Genomic DNA, 17,913 nt, shown 5'->3' on the forward strand with positions numbered 1-17,913 from the left:
AACTCATGAATGAGGTACCCGTATGAGCTCCACCTCCCCCACCCCAGACCACGGAGCCCAACCCGCCGTCAAGGTCAGCGACGTGATCAAGAGTTACGGCGACCGGCGGGCCGTCGACGGCGTCTCCCTGGGCGTCCGGCGCGGCGAGTTCTTCGGGCTGCTCGGCCCCAACGGGGCCGGGAAGTCCACCCTGGTGGAGATCATGGAGGGGCTGCGCAAGGCCGACTCCGGCTCGGTCACGGTGTTCGGCGAGTCGCCCTGGCCGCGCAACACCGCTCTGCTGCCGCGCATGGGCGTGCAGACCCAGTCCTCGGCCTTCTTCGTGCGGCAGACCGTCCACGAGCACCTGCGTACCGTCGCGGCGCTGTTCGGCGCGGAGCGCGAGGCCGTCGACGCCACCCTCGACGCCGTGGGCCTCGGCGGGCAGCACGGCGTCCGGGTCGACGACCTCTCCGGCGGCCAGCGGCAGCGGCTCGCCATCGCCTCCGCGCTGGTCCACGGACCCGAGCTGATCTTCCTCGACGAGCCGACCGCGGCGCTCGACCCGGAGGGCCGACGCGATCTGTGGGAGGTCCTGCGGGGTCTCAAGGCGGAGGGCCGGACCATCGTGTACACCACACACCACCTGGACGAGGCGGAGGCGCTCTGCGACCGCGTGGGCATCCTGGTGGCCGGCCGACTCGTCGTCACCGACGAACCGCAGCACCTGATCGGCACCTTCGGCGCCACCAGCCGGCTGCTGGTTCCGCTCGGCCGGATCGACGAGCGCGAGGCCTCGTCCCTTCCCGGCGTGGACGGCGTCACCGTGCAGGGCGGACACCTCGTCCTGGAGACCCGCGCCACCGGCCGGGTGCTGGCCGCCCTCGACCCCCTCACCGGTCTGGACGGTGTCCAGACCCGCACCCCCACCCTCGAGGACGTCTACCTCGAGATCACCGCCCGGCAGACCCGGGCCCCCCTCACCACGAACAACCAGGAGCAGCAGGCATGAGCGCCTACACCGCGCTGACCACGGCGGGCTACCGCGCCCAGGTCCGGGACAAGACGACCGTCTTCTTCACCTTCGCCTTCCCACTGATCTTCCTCGTCGTCTTCGGGCTCGTCTTCCGCGGCCGGAGTGTCGAGGAGAGCGGCTTCTCCTACCTCTCCTACACCGCCGCCGGCGTGCTCTCCTGGGGCGTCGCCAACGCCGCCGTCTTCGGCATCGGGTTCACGCTGATGCAGTGGCGCGCGGACGACATCCTCCGGATGATCCGTATGTCGCCCGCCCCGCTGTCCTCCGTCATCGGGTCCCGCTACGTCCTCGCCCTGGGCGTGGGGCTCGTCCAGTCGGTGCTGTTCGTCGGGGTGGCGATGCTTCCCGGGTTCGACCTGGTGCCCGCGTCCCGGTGGCCCCTGCTGATTCCCGTCATGGTCCTCGGCATCACCACCTTCCTGCTGCTCGGGGTGATCATCGGCAGCATCGCCGACACACCGGAGTCGGTCGCCGGCATCGCCAACTTCCTGATGCTGCCCATGGCCTTCCTGTCCGGGTCGTTCTTCCCGCTGGACGCCATGCCCGACTGGCTGCAGAAGGTCTCGTTGATCATGCCTCTGCGCTATCTCAACGACGCCGTGTCGGCGGCTCTGACCGGTCGCGGCGACCTGTCCGACATCGGCGTGGGGTGCGCCGGGCTCGTCGCGTTCGCCGTCGTCTTCGGGGCAGCCGCGGCGCGCACCTTCCGCTGGACGAAGACGTCATGAGCGCCACGCCCCGGCTCCTCGCGCACCCGATGGAGGAGGCCCGCGACACTCTCCAGGCTTTCCTGGACGGCCACTTCGGCGCCGGCGCCCCACGGGTCGTGCCGGTCGGTGCCGTCGGCGCGGGGGGTGGGGACGCCGGGGCCCCGGACCCCTGGGCCGCGGACCGCCCGACGGCGCTGGTCCACGTCAGCGCCTCGGCGATCCTGCTCGGCCCGTGGGGAGGCGACGGCAGCGCGCCCGCCTGCGGCCGCTGCCTCGCCGTACGGTGGCAGCGGCTGCGCAGCCGCAGCGAGCGCAACGCGCTGGAGACCGGCGGCCCGGACGGGCCCCGCCCGGCGGGCGCCTGGCCACTGCTCACCAGCCATGTCCAGGACACCGTGGCCGCGCTGTGCGAGGCCTTGCTGAACAGGCCCTGCCCGGTGCCCCCCGCCGAACTTCCGGCGGACCGCGCCCTGCCCCAGGTGACCCGGCTGGACCTGGCGAACCTGCTGATCAGAACGTTCCCACTGCTCGCCGACCCGCTCTGTCCCGACTGCGGCCCCCGGGCTGAGGCACCGAGCAGCGTCCCGCCGCTCACCCCGGCCCCGCGTCCCAAGCCGGATCCCGGCACCTACCGGCTGCGCTCGGCCTTCGCCTACCCGCTCCCCACCGACGCCCTGGCCAATCCGGTCTGCGGCGCCCTGGGGGCCGGCACCTGGACCGACGTCACCTCGTCGACCACCGCTCCGGTGGCCGGCAGCGTGTTCATCCGGGGGTACGCGGGGCTCCACGACGTCACCTGGAGCGGGCAGGAGAACTCCTTCGCCACCAGCCGCCGGCTCGCCTTCCTGGAGGGCCTGGAGCGGTACGCGGGCACCCACCGGCGTGGCGGCTCCGCGCCGGTCGTCGGCTCCTACGACGAACTGAGGGCCGACGCGGTCGACCCCGCGGTGTGCGGCCTGTACAACCCGGAGACCTACCGGGACGACCCCTTGGTCGAGCCCTTCGACCCGGGCCGGCCCATCCCCTGGGAGTGGGGCTGGTCGCTACGGGACGAGCGCCCCGTACTGGTGCCGTCGCGGCTGGTCTACTACAGCATCCCGCCGGCCGACGACAACTTCGTCTTCGAGTGCTCCAACGGCTGTGCCATCGGCGGGTGTCTGGAGGAGGCGGTCCTGGGCGGACTGCTCGAACTCGTCGAGCGCGACTCCTTCCTGAACGGCTGGTACGGCGCGGCCCGGCTCCCCCTCATCGACCTGGAGACGGTCGGCAGTCCGACGGCCGCCGCCATGGCCGAGCGGGCCGCCCTGCAGGGCTACGACGTCCATGTCTTCGACAACCGGATCGACCTGGCCATCCCGGCCGTCACCGTGGTCGGCGTCCGCCGGGACGGAGGCCCGGGCACCCTGTCCTTCGCTGCCGCGGCCTCACTGGACCCGAGGAGCGCGGTCGAGGGGGCACTGTCCGAAGTGCTCAGCTACATACCGCACCTGGCCCGGCAGACCGCCGAACGCCGCGACGAACTGGAGGCCATGGCCGACGACTTCTTCCTGGTACGTCACCTGAAGGACCACCCCCAGCTCTACGGGCTGCCCCGCATGGCCGAGTACGCGCGCGGCTACCTGGAGCCGTCCGGGGCCCGCCCCTTCGACGAGGTGTACCGGGACTGGGAGAGCCACGGCCGCCCCCGTACCGGCGACCTGCGCGACGACGTCGCCGTGGTCAGGGACGAACTGGTCCGGGCGGGCCATGACGTCATCGTCGTCGACCAGACCTCGCCCGAGCAGGAGCGGATGGGGCTGCGGACGGTCGGCACGGTGGTGCCGGGACTGCTGCCGATCGACTTCGGCTGGAACCGGCAGCGGGCCCTGCTGATGCCCCGGCTGCGCACCGCGCTGCGACGCGGCGGACACCGGGACCGCGACCTCACCGACGCGGAGATCCGCCGGGCCCCGCATCCCTTCCCGTGAGCCCACCTCCCGCACCCGGGCCTCCCCGCACCGCGGCGGAGGCCCGGCCGTTCCCCGGAGTCCGCCCATGAACCCGCCGTCCCACCACGCCCCGGTCCCGGCACGGGCCGGCCACAACGCCCCGGTCGTGACCGACCGCGACCCGCTGCCGCCCGGCGCGCAGGACCTCCTCACCCGCGCCGGGGACGTGCTGCGTCCCGCTCTCTCCCTCTATCTGGACCTGCACGCGCATCCGGAACCGTCCGGGCGGGAGGCCCGCACCGCGGACCGCTTCGGCCGGCGACTCGCCGCGGCGGCCTTCGAGATCACCCACGGGGTGGGCGGCCACGGCGTCGTCGGCGTGCTCCGCAACGGGGACGGCCCCCGCGTCTGGCTGCGGGCGGAGCTCGACGCGCTCCCGATGCGCGAACGGACCGGGCTGCCGTACGCCAGCCGCAACGACGCCATGCACGCGTGCGGCCACGACCTGCACCTGGCCGCCGCGGCCGGCGCCGCGGACCTGCTCGCCCGCCTGTCCGACCGATGGCGGGGCACCCTGGTGGTGGTGGGACAGCCGGCCGAGGAGACGCTCAGCGGGGCCGAGGCCATGCTGCGCGACGGACTGTACGAGCGGTTCGGCAGCCCCGGCGTCGTCCTCGCCCAGCATGCCGCGCCGCTGCCTTCCGGCACGGTCGCGCACGCGGCGCGGCAGGTGCCGATGGCGGCGGCCGGCGCGGTGCTCGACGTGGTGCTGCACGGACAGGGCGGTCACGCCGCCACTCCGCACCTGGCGGTGGATCCGGTCGTCGCCGCGGCCGCCGTCGTCACCCGGCTCCAGAACGTCGTCGCACGCGAGACCGCGCCCGCCGACCAGGTGACCCTGACCGTGGGCACGCTGCGGGCCGGAACGGCCGCCAACGTGATACCGGACCGCGCCGAACTCGGCATCGGGGTCCGCGCTTCGAGCGAGGCGTCCCTCGACCGGGCGCTGACCGCGGTGCGCCGCATCGTCCTCGCCGAGAGCGCCGCCGCGGGCGCCCCCCGGGAACCCGAGGTGACCGTCACCTCCCGCTCGGCGGCCCTGCGGTGCGACCCGCACACCACCGACTCGATACGGCGCGCTCACACCGGACTCCTGGGCCCCGGACGGGTCCTGCCCTGGCCGGGATCGATGGCCACGGAGGACTTCCCACTGTTCGGGGACGCCGGAGCCGGTGTCCACGGGCAGCACGGAGTTCCGCTGGTCTACTGGATGCTGGGCGTGGTGGGCGCGGACGAATGGCGCCGGGCGACGGCCGACGGACCCGACGCCTCACCACCCCCGGCCCCGAACCACTCCCCGCACTTCGCCCCCCACATCGGCAGCGCCCTGCGCCCCGCGATCGCCGCGCTGACAAGTGCGGCACTCGACCAGTTCGCCGCTACGTGAGAGCCCGGCCGCAGTCGCGTCGCGGAGCACACCGGCCAGGGTGTGGCGGGCAGTCGTGGCACTTCCCGGCCGTCACGCGCTCACCAGCGGGTTCGGCACCGGCCGGTAGCGGGCGGCGGCGCCGTCGGCGTTCGTCCAGCGCAGCAGCAGGTTCGTCTTGCCGGGCACGGTGGGCGAGGTGAGCAGGGCGGCGGCCTCGGGCAGGTCGTGGCGCGCGAGTTCACGGCGGGCGGCGGGCCAGGGGTCGAGACCCTGGTGGCGTTCGGCGAGGGCGGCGGCGATCTCGCTGAGGTGGTTGACGACCAGGCAGTACACCAGCCGCTCCCATCCGGCGGCCCGGGAGACGTCCGGCAGCAGCTTGACGCCCTCCGCGTCCCGGAAGAGTGCCTGCACGGGCAGGCCGGCGGCGTCCACGGCGATCAGCGAGTTCTGCAGATGGGCCTCCAGGACGACGCCGTGCCGCGCGAAGGCCCCGAGGACGGGAGGTATCACCTGGCGCAGATACGCCTCCCACCACAGCGCCGGGTCCGCCGGGCCGTCGAGCGGGTTGCCGTCGAAGCCCTCGGCGAGGGCCGCGGCGAGCAGCGGGGTCGCGCCGGGCACCAGGTGTTCACCCAGTCCGTCGCGGACGACGACGGCGAGTTCCTCGAAGGCGAAGGCGGCGGTGCGGTAGCCGCGGTCGGACAACCAGGCCGCCGGGCCCGGCAGATGGGCGAAGGCGGTCACGACCGCCGTGTCCGTGCGGCGCAGCCTGCCGAGGTCGTGCCGCCACAACCGCCGTACGTCGTTGGTGATCCGCACGTCCAGACTGAACTTCAGGAAGAGGTCCGCGCCGGGGACGTGGACGGTGCGGACCGCCGCCGTGGGCCACACCGTTCGGGCCGTCGTGCCCAGTCGCAGCAGCCGTCCGTCGGCGAAGGCCGAGGCGAGGTCGCGGCCCACCAGTTCGAGCTGCCAGGGGTGGGCGGGCAGCAGCCGGTAGCAGGGCGGGGCCTGGCCCAGCGCGTCGAGCGCCGAGGTGTCGCCCTCCTCGGCGACCACGTCCTCGCGCACCCCGAGCAGCTCCAGGGGGAAGCGGGCGTGGGCCTCGGGCGCGTACGGCAGCCAGGAGGCGACCGGGCCGCCACCGCGTGCCTTGGGCGCCGGGTGGTACGGGTGGCCGGTGACGAGCGCCTGCTCGGACCGGATGTACGGGTCCTCGGGCGCCGGCGCGCGGTCGCGGGCGGCGAGCAGCGCCGCCACCGCCTCCCGGCTGTCGATCATCTCGGCGGGCAGTTCGTCGTTGGGCAGGCCCGTGTGCCGGCGCAGCTCCTCGGCCACGAGTTTGACCAGTTCCGGGTGGTCGATCCGCTGCCAGCCGCCCTCCGCGTACACCTCCGGTGCGGTGGGCCGCCGCCCGTCGCGCACCCGCAGCAGCCGGTCCACGCCCGGCAGCCGGTACGTCCGCCGGCCGCCCGGATCCGGGTACGGCCGTGCGACCTCGCGGATCAGGCAGTTCAGCAGGGGCGCGGACGCGTACGCGTCCGCGCGCTCCGCGGCGTCGTCGGTGGGGGGCGTGAGCTCCATGCGTTTTACTCGGTCCGTTCGGTCCATAGGTCCACACGGTGCGAAGGTGATCAGTATGTCTGCCCGGCACGCGCGGACCTGACGCCCGCCCGCTATCGGAGGAGTCCGACCGTGCACCGTCCCCCAGCCACCGAGACCGAGGTCGCCGAGGAGCTGGCCGCCGTGCGGCCCGACCTGGTCTCACGGTACGCGGCGCGGCTGCACGACGCGCGGGCCGCCGTACTGACCCGGCTGTGGCGCGCGCTCGCCCAAGAGCCGCTGCCGTGGATCACCGGCCGGGAGCGCACACGGGACGCGCTCGTCCTGCGGCTGCGCGACGGCCGCCGGCTGGAGGGGCCGCCGTCCGACCCGTACGCCACCTCCGCGTACGTCACGGCCGTACGTCTGGCCGGGGCGGCCCACGACGATCCGGCACGGCTGATGGGGGACCTCGCCGTGCCGCACGGCGACTCGCTCGCCGCCGAACTCGGGCACAGCGTCGCCTCGCTGGCACTGTCGCGGGCCGATCAGCCACCCCGGGGCGAGGGACGTCCAAAGGAGTGGCCGGTGGCGGACTGGCAGTGGGAACAGCGGGTGGTCGACGGCCACCCCTTCCACCCCAACTGCCGTTCCCGGCCCGGTTTCTCGGTAGCCGAGCAGCTCGCGTACGGGCCCGAGCACCGGCCGTCGGTCGAACTGGGCCTGCTGCCGGTGCCGGAGCGGGAGTGCCTGGTGAGCGGGACGTGGCCGCGGGACCTGCGGGACGGCGGGCGGCTGCTGATCCCCGTGCACCCCTGGCAGGCGACGCATGTGCTCGAACGGCCGTGCGGGGAACGTGCCCTGGCGGCCCATCCGCTGATGTCGCTGCGCACCCTGGCCGTGCCCGGCGGGCTCCACGTCAAGACCTCGCTCAGCGCCCGGCTGACGTCCTCGGTCCGGGACATCTCGGTCGCCTCGGTGACCGCCTCCGCCGCCCTGTCGGACTTCGCCGTGGACCTGGCGGCCCGCACGGACGGCCTGCTGCACATCACACGCACCCTGGGCGCGGCCACCGCGGGCTCCCCCGATCTGGCGGCCCTGTGGCGCGAGTCGCCGCAGGCGTACGCCGCCCCCGGGGAGCAGGTGGTGCCGGTGGCGGCGCTGCCCACCACGGGCCTGCCCGACTCGCCGTCCTGGACGGGCGAGTTCACACGCCTGGCGCTGGCCGTCGGACTGCGTCTGCTGGAGCTGGGGGTGGCCCTGGAGGCACACGGCCAGAACCTGCTCGTCGTGCTGTCCGCATCCGGATCCCCGCTGCGGCTGGTCTACCGCGACCTCGCCGACATCCGGGTCAGCCCGGCCCGGCTGACCCGGCACGGCATCTCCGTACCGGAGTTGCCCGCCCGGAACCTCACCGACGACCCGACCGCCCTGCGCCGCAAGCTGTTCGGCTCGCTGGTGGCGGGCGCGCTGGCCGGCACGGCCGGATCGGCGGCCGCGCTGCGGGCGGCACTGGAGCCGGCCGTACGGGAGCTGCCGCGCACCCCGGATCTCGAGGCGCTGCGCGAACAACCGCTTCCGGCAAAGGCGTTGACGCTGATGAGGCTGTCGCCCGGCACATCCGGCGACCTGTGGACCGGGCTGCCCAACCCGCTCGTTTTGATCCCCGGCACGTCCGGTCAATAGGATCCGCCGATGATCACAAGACAACGGCTGGCGGCGGGCGTCTGTGCTCTGCTCGCCGCCCTGACGGCCGGGATGGCCTTTCCCGCCGGTGCGACAGCCGACGAGATGGAGGGGCAGGACGCCCCGAAGGTCGAACTCGTCCTGGACGTCAGCGGTTCCATGCGGACCCGCGACATGGACGGCGGGACGCGGATGGCCGCGGCCAAGCAGGCGTTCAACGAGGTGCTCGACGCGACCCCCGAGGAGGTCCAGCTCGGAATCCGCACCCTCGGGGCCAACTACCCTGGCAACGACAGGAAGACGGGCTGCAAGGACACCGCCCAGCTCTACCCGGTCGGCCCGCTGAACCGCACCGAGGCCAAGACGGCGGTGGCGACGCTGGTGCCGACCGGCTGGACCCCGATCGGACCGGCGCTCCAGAAGGCGGCCACGGACCTCGACGGCGGCAACGGCATGCGCCGGATCGTCCTGATCACCGACGGCGAGGACACCTGCCAGCCGCTGGACCCGTGCGAAGTGGCCCGCGAGATCGCGGCCAAGGGCATCGGGCTGACCATCGACACCCTCGGCCTGGTGCCGGACGCCAAGACCCGCGACCAGCTCATCTGCATCGCGGAGGCGACCGGCGGCACCTACACCTCCGTACAGCACAAGGAGGAACTCAGCGACCGAGTCGGCCAGTTGGTCGACCGGGCGGCCGACCCGGTGGTGACGCCGGTGGCCACGGAGGGCGCCACCGAGTGCGCGAAGGCACCGACGCTCAAGTCCGGCCTCTACACCGACCGTGAGGAGTTCGGACAGCAGCGCTGGTACCGGGTGGACGTCAACCCCGGCCAGGAGCTGCGGGCCTCGGTGAGCGTCGCCGCGGACCGGGCCGTCGACCCGGACTACGGCCTGCTGGTGCGGGCCGTGACGGAGCGCGGCCGGGAGATCGTGCGCGGTGAGGCGGCGGGCAACGGCCGTACGGACGTGATCTCCACGGGTCTGCGCTACCCGAAGCCGGAGAGCGACGACGAGAGCGCCCCGGCCGAGACCGTGTGCCTTCAGATCACCAACGCCTTCTCGGCGGCCTCCGGCGTGCAGACCACGCCGGGTCTGCCGCTGGAGCTGACCGTCGACGTGGTGGGCGGTCCGGGCAAGTCGAGCGACGTGGCCTCCTTCGGTCTCGGCCGCGGCTGGTGGCTGCTCGGCGCGCTGGTGCTCACCGGCTTCGTCGCGGGCCTGCTGTGGGGCTGGGTGTCGCGTTGGCGGGTCGCGATCTGGAGGACGAACTGATGCGTATCACCCGTGTGTTGGGCGCCGCTCTGCTGGCGCTCGGGCTGGCCGCGGGCCCCGCGGCAGCCGACTCGTCACCCTCGGCGGATCCGTCCGGCGACAGCGGGGCGCCCAGCCGGGCGGGCACCTCGTTCCGTAGCGCGACCGAGATCGAGCAGGGGCAGCAGGCCACCGCCAGCGGCTCCACGGGCGACTACCTGTACTGGTCGTTCGCCGCGGACGCCGGGCAGCGCCCCACCGTCAAGGCGACGGTGAAGCTGCCCGAGGCGCACGCCTCGCAGACCTGGCAGATCGACGTCTACGACGGTCTGCGGCGCCGCCAGTCCTGCCAGTACGGCGCCCAGAGCCGCACCGCCGCACAGGGCACGACCTCGGTCGAACTCACCTGCGTGCTGCGCACGGTGCGGGCCTGGTCGGAGCCGTGGGCCAACGACCCGCTGCCGGGCACGTACTACATCCGGCTCACGGTGGCCGGCCTGCCCGCCTCCGACCTGGGTCTGCCGGTGAGCGCCGAGGTGCGGGCCGACTCCAAGGACATCGGCGGCGCCGCGGCGGTCGACGGCTCGCTCGCGCAGCCGCTGACCCCGGGCATCGCGGTCAAGTCCGAGCAGGACGGCAGCGATGCGCAGGACGACCAGGGTTCGAAGAAGTCGGCCGTACTGTCCAGCATCGAGCCGGACGGCGGCTGGTCCTCCAACTGGTGGTCCGATCGGTGGGTGTGGACCGGGATCGGCGGCGTGCTCGCCGCGCTCGCGGGCATCGGCGGGTACGCGCTGACGCGCGGCTCGGGACGCCCGTCGCGCATACCGCCGGGCGTCTGACGGCAGTTCCGCCCGGCAACACCTCGGAAGGCCCGCTCCTCCTTTGGAGCGGGCCTTCTCTCATGCCTCGCGCAACGCCTTGGCCGCAGCGCCGTCCCCGCTCACCTCGACGCGACCGTCCCGTACCGCGTCCGCCAGGCTCAACTCCCCGCGGCTGACGGCCGTACACGTGACGGAGTCGAGAGCCAGCCGGGCGTCCGGCTCCACCGGCGCGGGTCCGTACCCGTGGAGCGGGCCCTCCACGGCGCCCACACGCAGATGGAAGTCGCCTTCCTGCAGCCGGACTTCGACGACGCCCGCCCCGATCCCCGCCTCCTCCAGGGCGCGCAGCAGGGGCAGCGCGAACCAGTGCGCGCGCAGCGCGTCGGTGGGCCGCCGCTCCCCCAGCTCCGTCTGCCCCCACTCCCCGAGCGCCCGCAGTACAGGCAGCAACTCACGCCCCCGGGAGGTGAGTTCGTAGACGTGGACGGCTCCGGGCGGCGGCAGCCGGCGCCGGGTCGTCAGCCCGTCCCGTTCCATGTCCTTCAGCCGTGAGGCGAGCATGTCCGTGCTCACACCCGGCAGGTCGGCGTGCAGATCGGTGTACCGGCGCGGACCGGCCAGCAGCTCCCGGACGATCAGCAGGGTCCAGCGGTCGCCGACGGCATCCAGCGCGCGGGCGGCGGAGCAGAACTGGTCGTAGCTACGGCGAGGTGACATGCGACGCAGTGTAGACGGGTTGTTGGACTTTCCAAGCTCCCACTTGGTAAAACCAAGCAGGACCAGTTACCGGAGGGGAAGCGGCGCATGGAGTTCCGGCAGTCGAGCAAGCTCAGCGAGGTCTGTTACGAGATCCGCGGCCCGGTGATCGAGCACGCCGACGCGCTGGAGGAGGCCGGTCACAGTGTGCTGCGGCTGAACACCGGCAACCCCGCGCTGTTCGGCTTCGAGGCGCCGGAGGAGATCCTCCAGGACATGATCCGGATGCTTCCGCGGGCGCACGGCTACACCGACTCGCGCGGCGTCCTCTCCGCCCGCAGGGCCGTCGCCCAGCGCTACCAGGCCCTCGGCCTGGAGGTGGACGTCGACGACGTCTTCCTGGGCAACGGCGTCTCGGAACTGGTCTCGATGGCCGTGCAGGCACTGATCGAGGACGGCGACGAGATCCTCGTGCCCGCACCGGACTTCCCGCTCTGGACGGCCGTGACGACGCTGGCCGGTGGCAAGGCGGTCCACTATCTGTGCGACGAACAGGCGGACTGGTACCCGGACCTGGACGACATGGCCTCCAAGATCACCGACCGTACGAAGGCCGTGGTCGTCATCAACCCCAACAACCCGACCGGCGCGGTCTACCCCAAGGAGGTCCTGGAGGGCATCTGCGACCTCGCCCGCCGCCACGGCCTGATGGTCTTCGCCGACGAGATCTACGACCAGATCCTCTACGACGACGCCGTCCACCACTCCACCGCCGCGCTCGCCCCGGACCTGGTCGTCCTCACCTTCTGCGGCCTGTCCAAGACCTACCGGGTGGCGGGCTTCCGCTCCGGCTGGCTGGTGGTCACCGGCCCCAAGCAGCACGCGAAGGACTATCTGGAGGGCCTGACCATGCTGGCCTCCATGCGCCTGTGCGCCAACGCCCCCGCCCAGTACGCGATCCAGGCCGCCCTCGGCGGCCGCCAGTCCATCCGCGAACTGACCGCACCGGGCGGCCGGCTGCACGAACAGCGGAACATGGCCTGGCAGAAGCTCAACGAGATCCCGGGCGTGACGTGCGTGAAGCCCAGGGGCGCGCTGTACGCGTTCGCCCGCCTGGATCCCAAGGTCCACCGGATCCACGACGACGAGAAGTTCGTCCTGGACCTCCTCCTGCGCGAGAAGATCCAGGTGGTCCAGGGCACGGGCTTCAACTGGCCGGCCCCCGACCACTTCCGCATCCTCACGCTCCCCCACGCGGACGTCCTGGACACGGCGATCAGCAGGATCGGCCGGTTCCTCGGCGGGTACCGGCAGTAGGTTCCGGCGCCGCGCGGCTTGGGCCCGCAGCCGGTCCGGGCCCGAGGTCCGTCCGGGCCGGCGATGGGTCCGGGCCCCCTCCGGCCAGGGAAACTCCTTCGGGCCCGCGACCTGCGCCGTGTTACGGTCCCGGTGCCGGCCGCGGGACTTCGGTGCGACTTCCGGAACCTGCCTCTGAAGCAATGATTCGCAGCTCGTGCCCCCATTCCCCGGCCGGCCCCGGCAAGGGAGTGCCGGCCAACGGCTCCGGCAGGGGGCCGCGAGTGAACGGGTGGGGGCATGGAGTCGTCCGGGGATCCGATCGCGGCCGAGGACGTACTGCTCTTCGTCAACGCCGCGATCACCGCGACCGGCCAGCGCGAGTTCCGCTCCGACGCGGCGGCCCAGCGGCTCTCCCTCGACTTCCTGCACGCCTACACACTGGGCAACTACCGCGACCTCTACGCGGGCGTGCTCGCCCTCGACATCAACGACCACAACGCGGCGCTGATGATCCGCCGGCTGCTGGAGACCGCCGGCGAGGCCAGCGCGGACCAGCGCCGCAGCGAGGGCCGGCTGATCGCCGGGCGGCTGGCGCTGCTGCCGCCGCAGCGCGTCTACGGGCTCTTCGGCGCACTGCGCCGCTCCGGGGTGAACAACCGCCGCACCCGCGCCCTGCTGCGCGACTGGCTGGCCGCCCGGCCCGATCCGGCCCTCGACGCCGTCAAGTACCGCAACGGCCTCAAGCGGGCGCTGCGGCACGTGCATCTGGCGCTGGACGACGAACTCGGCGCCTTCCTCTTCGCGCCGCACAGCCGTGCCCGCTACGACACACCGCTCCTGGAGGCCTGGCGGCGCGCACACTACGAACAGGCGGCGCTCTACGAACTCCCGTACACCGTCGCGGAGGGCTTCGCGGCCAGGCACGGCATACCGCGCGGCGTGTTCCTGGAGCGCATCGCCCCTCGGCTGACCCGCCTGGAGACGCTGCGGCTCTAGGAGGCGGCGCGGCAGCACGGTCCCGCCGCGGCGCGGGCGGTGGCGGCCGACCTGTCCCGGATGCCGCTCACCCGGCTCGCCGGGTACGTGCTCTCCCTTCCCGCCCCGGAGCGGGTCGCCCGGCGCGAGGAGCTGACCGGCGCGCTGCGCACGGCCGCCCGGCGGACGGCGGGCCGGCACCGGGGAACGTGGGGCCGGGTGGCCGCCGTCCTGGACGACAGCTTCTCCTCCTCCGGTTCGGGCGTGAAGCGGCGCCGGCCGCTGGCGGTCGCCCTGGCCTGCCACTACCTGCTCGAAGCGCTCGCCGGCCACTACACCGGGCTGTGGACCTCCGGCCGCGGCGACGCGCTCCTGGCCCACCCCGTCGGCCCGACCCCGCTGGGTGAGCGGATCCTCGACGCGCTGGAGACGGCACCGGAACGCCTGGTGATCGTCTCCGACGGCTGGGACAACTCTCCTCCCGGACTGGCCGACGAGGTGCTCCGCGTCTGGCGCACCCGCCTCGACCCGGCCCGCCGCACCGGCGTGGTCCACCTCAACCCCGTGTACGACGCCGAGGACTTCGACGTGCGCCGGCTGTCCACGCGGGTGCCGACCGCGGGCATCCGCGACGCGGAGGACCTGCCCGCGCTCGTCGAGATCGCGCAGTTCGCCGAGGGCCGGACCGGCCTGGCCGACCTGACGGCCTACCTGGACGCCCGCGCGGCGCGGCTCACCGCCGCCGCGGACCGGCGGGCGGAGAGGAACCCCCGATGACACCGCACGGACTGCTCGACGGGCTGGAGACCCGTCCCTCGCAGGTGTGGGGCGCCGTACGGCTGGTCCCGCTCGTGCGGGCCGAGGCGATCCACGACCTGCGCCTGCACCCGCGGATCCACGACGGGGCGGGCGTGGTCGACCTGGGCCGGGGGCGGAGATACTGCTCGTACATCCCGCACAGCCTCGTCGCCGACTGGACCGGGGACGGCTCGCCCGCCGCGGCCTACGGAACACAGCTGACCGACGGGCGGCCCCAGTGGGAAGTCACAGGCGCACGACTGCACTTCCACCGCCGGATGGCACGCCGGGAGGCCCGGCACCGGCTGCGTTTCCTGCCGCTCCACCTCGCGCTGGAGGGCTATCTCGCGCTCCACTTCGGCGGGCCCGCCGTCGCCTGGGAGCAGTGGTCGCACCGAGCCGTGCGTCAGGGACTGTCCCCGCGTGCCGAGGCCGCCTACCTGGGCACGGAGGTACCCGGACTGGCCGACGCCCTGCGCGTCTTCGAGATCCACCCGGGCCAGTGCGGCGTACTGATCCATCTGGCCGACGCGCCGGCCGCGGCGTTCGTGGTGCCGCACCCGGAGGACTACCGCACCCTGCACCCGACCCTGCTCCAGGACCTCTACGGCGACCTCGTGTACCACTACGCCACCCTGATGCCTCCCGTCACGGACTTCAACGCCCGCATCCCCGACACCCGGATCCGCACGCTCGCCGACCTGCGGGAGGCCGCGGCGCAACAGACGGCGCAGTGGGCCGACTTCCACGACACCACCATGGCAGCCGGACTGCTGGACCAGCCGAGCACCTGGCAACTGGTCCGGCGCATGGGCCGCTTCACGCTCTCCCGCTTCCTGCCGCCGTTCCGCCCCAAGCAGGACAACCACATCGGCGAGGCGATCACCGACGAACACGGCCGGACCGTCTACCTCAAGACGTTCCGCCTCTCGGAGAACCAGGTCCGCCGAGGCCACCTCCTCACGCACCTCGCCGCCCACGACTGGCACCTCCCCGCCACCGCCACCGCCCTCGGCCTGACCGAGCCCCAACTGGCCCTCCGCCTGGAGATATCCGGCTTCCCCCACCTCCTCCGCCAGGACGTCCTGGACCACTACCGCAAACAGAGCCGCACCGGAAACCCCTGACCGGAAACGGAGAGGAGAACATGAGCGGCGCCGCCACGGAGAGCGTGATCGAGGAGGTGCCGCTCGACTGAGCCGGAGGGGCTAGTGGGGATCGTCCGGGTCCGAGGGGGTTTCCCAGTGGAAGGACGCCAGGGTGACGTGGTCCTCGTCCCGTTCCGTGTCGTCGTCCTGTTCGCGGTGGGTCAGGTGGCCGAGGACGACGATCGCGCCGAGCAGCAAACCGATCAGGCAGATCAGGGCGAGCACGAGCGTGGCCAGGCCCAGCAGGGTGTTGCCGACCAGGTGGGCCAGTATTCCGATCGGGTCCAGGCATCCGCACGCCAGCATGCCGATACGTTCCCCGGCGGCGGCGCGGTCGGGACGCCGCGTTGCCGATCCGTGCTCCGAAAGTGCCCGAGGCGCGATGCCCCACCGTGGGCGCGTGACTCCGCCGGAGCGGGGGCGCGGGCTCGTAGCCTGTGACGCATGGGTGATCTCTTTCTCGTACGGCACGGGGAGACCGAGTGGTCGCGGTCCGGGCGGCACACCGGGTGGACGGACGTGCCGCTCACCGAGCACGGACGGGAGGAGGCGCGGCGGCTGGTGCCGTTGATCCGCTCGCACCGGATCGGGGCCGCGTTCGTCAGCCCGTCGCAGCGGGCGCGGGAGACGGCCGAGCTGATCGGCGTCCACGACGCGCGGGTCGACGCGGATCTGCGGGAGTGGGACTACGGCGGCTACGAGGGCGTCACCACCGTCGAGATCCAGCGGACGCGGCCCGGCTGGTTCCTGTTCACGGACGGGGTCGCCCCGGGGCCGCCGGAGCATCCCGGGGAGAGCGTGGAGCAGGTCGGGGAGCGGGCCGACCGGATGCTGGGCAAGGTGGACGCCGCGCTCGCCAACACCGAGGGGGCCGTCGTGCTGGTGGCCCACGGGCACTTCCTGCGGGTGCTCACCGCCCGGCGGCTCGGGCTGCCGCCGTCGGCGGGCGCGCTGTTCCAGCTGGCCACGGGTACGGTGTGCCGGCTGGGCACGGAGCACGGGCGACCGGTGATCGCGGGCTGGAACATCCGGGCGACCCCGTCGGCGTAAGCGGCCGCGGCTCGTTGTCGGACTCGGGTCGTAGTCTTCGAATGGGCCGTTCGACGGCTGTTCGACGATTCGGGGAGGCCGCGGTGACACGACCGCCTACCGCCGCGCAGCGCCGCGTCATCGACGCCGCCGACCCCGTGACCGGCCGGCTCAGAGGTACCGAGGCGCAGCTCGCGGCGCTGGTGAAGCGGGGGCTCGCCTTCCGGCACCCGCGGCCGCCGCACGACCACTTCCTCACCCCGGCCGGGCATCGGATACGGGAGGCGGAGGACGAGGCGGCGGCGGAAAGGGCGCCCGACGTCGGGGAGGCGCCCGCCGGTACCGGCGTGTTCTCCGCCCGCGTCGGCGGTGAGGAGGACCCGTACGACGGTCCCGGGCGGGTGCGCGAGGTGCACAGCGCCTGGCAGGGGCTGTTGGAGCTGCGCCGGATGACCAATCCGGACGGTGCCGTCGAACGGCCCTGCGGCTGGGAGCGCGCGCATCTGGTGCGGGCCGCCGCGCTCGCCCTGGAGGCGGCGGGGCAGCGGCCCGCGGGGCCGGACACGGACGGTTACCGGGTACGGGCGACCCCGCAGCCGGAGGCGGTCGCGGTGTACGGGCCGGACGACGCGGCGCTGCGGGCGTGCGCGGCCGCGCTGGAGCGGGCGGGCTGGCAGGCCGGGGAGTACACCGAGCCCCGGACCAGGGCCCGGTACCTGCTGGCGTCGCCGCGCAGAGTGTGACGGCCGTGCCAGGATCGGTGGGTCCGAGCGGCATACGAGAAGGGGACGCAGTGAGCGAGCCGTTTTCCGTCCGGGGGACCGTCCGCGGTTACGGCACCGATGTGCAGGGGCACCTCAACCAGGCCGTGTACCTCAACTACGCGGAGCACGCCCGCTGGTCGTTGCTCCAGGCGGCCGGGATCAGCCGGGCGGGCCTCGTGTCCGGCGGCGTGGGGCCGGTGGTCCTGGAGACGACGATCCGCTGACCGCGCGAGCTGCCGGCCGGCGACGAGGTCGACGTGACCTGCGCCTTCGAGTGGGGCGAGGGCAAGACCTTCCGCATCCGGCAGACGATCCGGAAGGCCGGCGGCACGGTGGCGGCCGAGATCGACGCGGTCGGCGGCCTCCTGGACCTCGAGGCGAGGAAACCGGTGCCCGCTCCGCACGACCGCTTCAAGCGACTGGCTGCGGATCCCGGCCTGTTCGGGCTGTGACGCACACGGCGGGAGGGGCCGGCACAGCGGCCGTACCCCTCCCGAAGACCAGCGCGGTCGGCGGCCCCTCCCGAGGGTCCGCGCGGCGGCCGTACCCCTCCGAAGGATCAGCGCGCCACCGCGATCTCCTCCCCCGCCTCCATCGGATGGGTGACGTCCTGGGCGTCCACCGCCCCGGGCCTGCCCAGGTGGTTGAACACGAAGTTGAGCAGGACGGCCGCGACGCAACCCGTGGATATGCCGGAGTCGAGGACGATCCGGGCGGTCTCAGCTTGAATTTAAAGGTTCCCCCTCGGCCTTCAAGGTCGGGGGGTGTCTTGTTTGTGGGGGTGTTTGCCGACGGGGTGGCGGGGTGCGGGGCTGG

The 17,913-nt window shown here is 73.3% G+C and carries 14 protein-coding genes and 3 pseudogenes; 13 read left to right on the top strand and 4 right to left on the bottom strand.

The genetic code is table 11. The features are described from left to right. The first annotated feature begins 22 nt into the window (after window positions 1-22). The 4 genes from ACFY3J_RS26455 (at window position 23) to ACFY3J_RS26470 (ending at window position 5,100) form a co-directional block, all read left to right on the top strand. Window positions 23-991: an ATP-binding cassette domain-containing protein gene (locus ACFY3J_RS26455; RefSeq protein WP_390841867.1), complete on the top strand. Its 969-nt coding sequence runs from the start codon at window positions 23-25 to the stop codon at window positions 989-991. After that, window positions 988-1,743 (top strand): ABC transporter permease, encoded by a 756-nt coding sequence (locus ACFY3J_RS26460; RefSeq protein ID WP_365424450.1) that lies wholly within the window; start codon window positions 988-990, stop codon window positions 1,741-1,743. Before ACFY3J_RS26455 ends, ACFY3J_RS26460 begins: the two co-directional genes overlap by 4 nt. Further along, entirely contained in the window at window positions 1,740-3,692 is a 1,953-nt protein-coding gene (locus ACFY3J_RS26465; RefSeq protein ID WP_390841868.1) for a TOMM precursor leader peptide-binding protein, read from the top strand. Before ACFY3J_RS26460 ends, ACFY3J_RS26465 begins: the two co-directional genes overlap by 4 nt. Window positions 3,693-3,759: 67 nt before the next feature. Then, complete coding sequence (locus ACFY3J_RS26470; RefSeq protein WP_390841869.1) at window positions 3,760-5,100, top strand: amidohydrolase; 1,341 nt, start codon at window positions 3,760-3,762, stop codon at window positions 5,098-5,100. Window positions 5,101-5,172: 72 nt separating this feature from the next. Here the strand turns inward: ACFY3J_RS26470 and ACFY3J_RS26475 are convergent, their stop codons facing one another. Continuing rightward, on the bottom strand, window positions 5,173-6,666 hold the full coding sequence (locus ACFY3J_RS26475) for an IucA/IucC family protein (RefSeq protein ID WP_390841870.1): 1,494 nt from the start codon (window positions 6,664-6,666) through the stop codon (window positions 5,173-5,175). A gap of 111 nt (window positions 6,667-6,777) precedes the next feature. Between ACFY3J_RS26475 and ACFY3J_RS26480 the strand changes: the two genes are divergently transcribed. The 3 genes from ACFY3J_RS26480 to ACFY3J_RS26490 are packed head-to-tail and all read left to right on the top strand — an operon-like array spanning window position 6,778 to window position 10,406. Then, complete coding sequence (locus ACFY3J_RS26480) at window positions 6,778-8,310, top strand: IucA/IucC family protein (protein ID WP_390841871.1); 1,533 nt, start codon at window positions 6,778-6,780, stop codon at window positions 8,308-8,310. A 9-nt stretch (window positions 8,311-8,319) separates the two neighbouring features. Then, window positions 8,320-9,585, top strand: a complete 1,266-nt coding sequence (locus ACFY3J_RS26485) for a VWA domain-containing protein (protein ID WP_390841872.1) — start codon at window positions 8,320-8,322, stop codon at window positions 9,583-9,585. After that, a complete protein-coding gene (locus ACFY3J_RS26490) occupies window positions 9,585-10,406 on the top strand; it encodes a hypothetical protein (protein ID WP_384185245.1) in 822 nt (273 codons plus the stop codon). Before ACFY3J_RS26485 ends, ACFY3J_RS26490 begins: the two co-directional genes overlap by 1 nt. Window positions 10,407-10,466: 60 nt before the next feature. Here the strand turns inward: ACFY3J_RS26490 and ACFY3J_RS26495 are convergent, their stop codons facing one another. Continuing rightward, on the bottom strand, window positions 10,467-11,105 hold the full coding sequence (locus ACFY3J_RS26495) for a winged helix-turn-helix transcriptional regulator (protein ID WP_384185242.1): 639 nt from the start codon (window positions 11,103-11,105) through the stop codon (window positions 10,467-10,469). Between the two features lie 87 nt (window positions 11,106-11,192). Between ACFY3J_RS26495 and ACFY3J_RS26500 the strand changes: the two genes are divergently transcribed. The 3 genes and pseudogenes from ACFY3J_RS26500 to ACFY3J_RS26510 all read left to right on the top strand — a co-directional run bounded on the left by ACFY3J_RS26500 (window position 11,193) and on the right by ACFY3J_RS26510 (window position 15,283). Beyond that, entirely contained in the window at window positions 11,193-12,401 is a 1,209-nt protein-coding gene (locus ACFY3J_RS26500; protein WP_384185239.1) for a pyridoxal phosphate-dependent aminotransferase, read from the top strand. A gap of 279 nt (window positions 12,402-12,680) precedes the next feature. Continuing rightward, window positions 12,681-14,135: pseudogene (locus ACFY3J_RS26505) on the top strand (hypothetical protein). After that, window positions 14,132-15,283, top strand: coding sequence for a hypothetical protein (locus ACFY3J_RS26510; RefSeq protein ID WP_390841873.1), 1,152 nt, complete (start codon window positions 14,132-14,134; stop codon window positions 15,281-15,283). Before ACFY3J_RS26505 ends, ACFY3J_RS26510 begins: the two are co-directional and overlap by 4 nt. Window positions 15,284-15,364: 81 nt before the next feature. Here ACFY3J_RS26510 and ACFY3J_RS26515 read toward each other — a convergent pair whose 3' ends face one another. Next, window positions 15,365-15,610, bottom strand: a complete 246-nt coding sequence (locus ACFY3J_RS26515) for a hypothetical protein (RefSeq protein WP_384185231.1) — start codon at window positions 15,608-15,610, stop codon at window positions 15,365-15,367. 138 nt (window positions 15,611-15,748) lie between these two features. Between ACFY3J_RS26515 and ACFY3J_RS26520 the strand changes: the two genes are divergently transcribed. The 3 genes and pseudogenes from ACFY3J_RS26520 (at window position 15,749) to ACFY3J_RS26530 (ending at window position 17,549) form a co-directional block, all read left to right on the top strand. Further along, the gene (locus ACFY3J_RS26520; RefSeq protein ID WP_384185228.1) at window positions 15,749-16,354 is read left to right on the top strand and encodes a histidine phosphatase family protein; all 606 of its coding nucleotides are present in this window, start codon (window positions 15,749-15,751) and stop codon (window positions 16,352-16,354) included. Between the two features lie 83 nt (window positions 16,355-16,437). Then, window positions 16,438-17,076: a hypothetical protein gene (locus ACFY3J_RS26525; RefSeq protein WP_384185226.1), complete on the top strand. Its 639-nt coding sequence runs from the start codon at window positions 16,438-16,440 to the stop codon at window positions 17,074-17,076. Window positions 17,077-17,126: 50 nt separating this feature from the next. Continuing rightward, window positions 17,127-17,549 (top strand): annotated as a pseudogene (locus tag ACFY3J_RS26530) (acyl-CoA thioesterase). Window positions 17,550-17,656: 107 nt separating this feature from the next. Here the strand turns inward: ACFY3J_RS26530 and ACFY3J_RS26535 are convergent. Further along, window positions 17,657-17,818: pseudogene (locus ACFY3J_RS26535) on the bottom strand (purine permease); the annotation flags it as partial. Window positions 17,819-17,913: the final 95 nt, after the last annotated feature.

Origin of the sequence: Streptomyces sp. NPDC001231, assembly GCF_042896885.1 — a bacterium.
GTDB lineage: Bacteria > Actinomycetota > Actinomycetes > Streptomycetales > Streptomycetaceae > Streptomyces.

Bases quoted from the DNA above. Each gene is read 5' to 3' on its own strand.
- ACFY3J_RS26495 (WP_384185242.1), bottom strand. From the start codon at position 11,105: ATGTCACCTCGCCGTAGCTACGACCAGTTCTGCTCCGCCGCCCGCGCG.
- ACFY3J_RS26485 (WP_390841872.1), top strand. From the start codon at position 8,320: ATGATCACAAGACAACGGCTGGCGGCGGGCGTCTGTGCTCTGCTCGCC.
- ACFY3J_RS26510 (WP_390841873.1), top strand. From the start codon at position 14,132: ATGACACCGCACGGACTGCTCGACGGGCTGGAGACCCGTCCCTCGCAG.
- ACFY3J_RS26500 (WP_384185239.1), top strand. From the start codon at position 11,193: ATGGAGTTCCGGCAGTCGAGCAAGCTCAGCGAGGTCTGTTACGAGATC.
- ACFY3J_RS26515 (WP_384185231.1), bottom strand. From the start codon at position 15,610: ATGCTGGCGTGCGGATGCCTGGACCCGATCGGAATACTGGCCCACCTG.
- ACFY3J_RS26455 (WP_390841867.1), top strand. From the start codon at position 23: ATGAGCTCCACCTCCCCCACCCCAGACCACGGAGCCCAACCCGCCGTC.
- ACFY3J_RS26470 (WP_390841869.1), top strand. From the start codon at position 3,760: ATGAACCCGCCGTCCCACCACGCCCCGGTCCCGGCACGGGCCGGCCAC.
- ACFY3J_RS26460 (WP_365424450.1), top strand. From the start codon at position 988: ATGAGCGCCTACACCGCGCTGACCACGGCGGGCTACCGCGCCCAGGTC.
- ACFY3J_RS26520 (WP_384185228.1), top strand. From the start codon at position 15,749: ATGGGTGATCTCTTTCTCGTACGGCACGGGGAGACCGAGTGGTCGCGG.
- ACFY3J_RS26465 (WP_390841868.1), top strand. From the start codon at position 1,740: ATGAGCGCCACGCCCCGGCTCCTCGCGCACCCGATGGAGGAGGCCCGC.
- ACFY3J_RS26490 (WP_384185245.1), top strand. From the start codon at position 9,585: ATGCGTATCACCCGTGTGTTGGGCGCCGCTCTGCTGGCGCTCGGGCTG.
- ACFY3J_RS26475 (WP_390841870.1), bottom strand. From the start codon at position 6,666: ATGGAGCTCACGCCCCCCACCGACGACGCCGCGGAGCGCGCGGACGCG.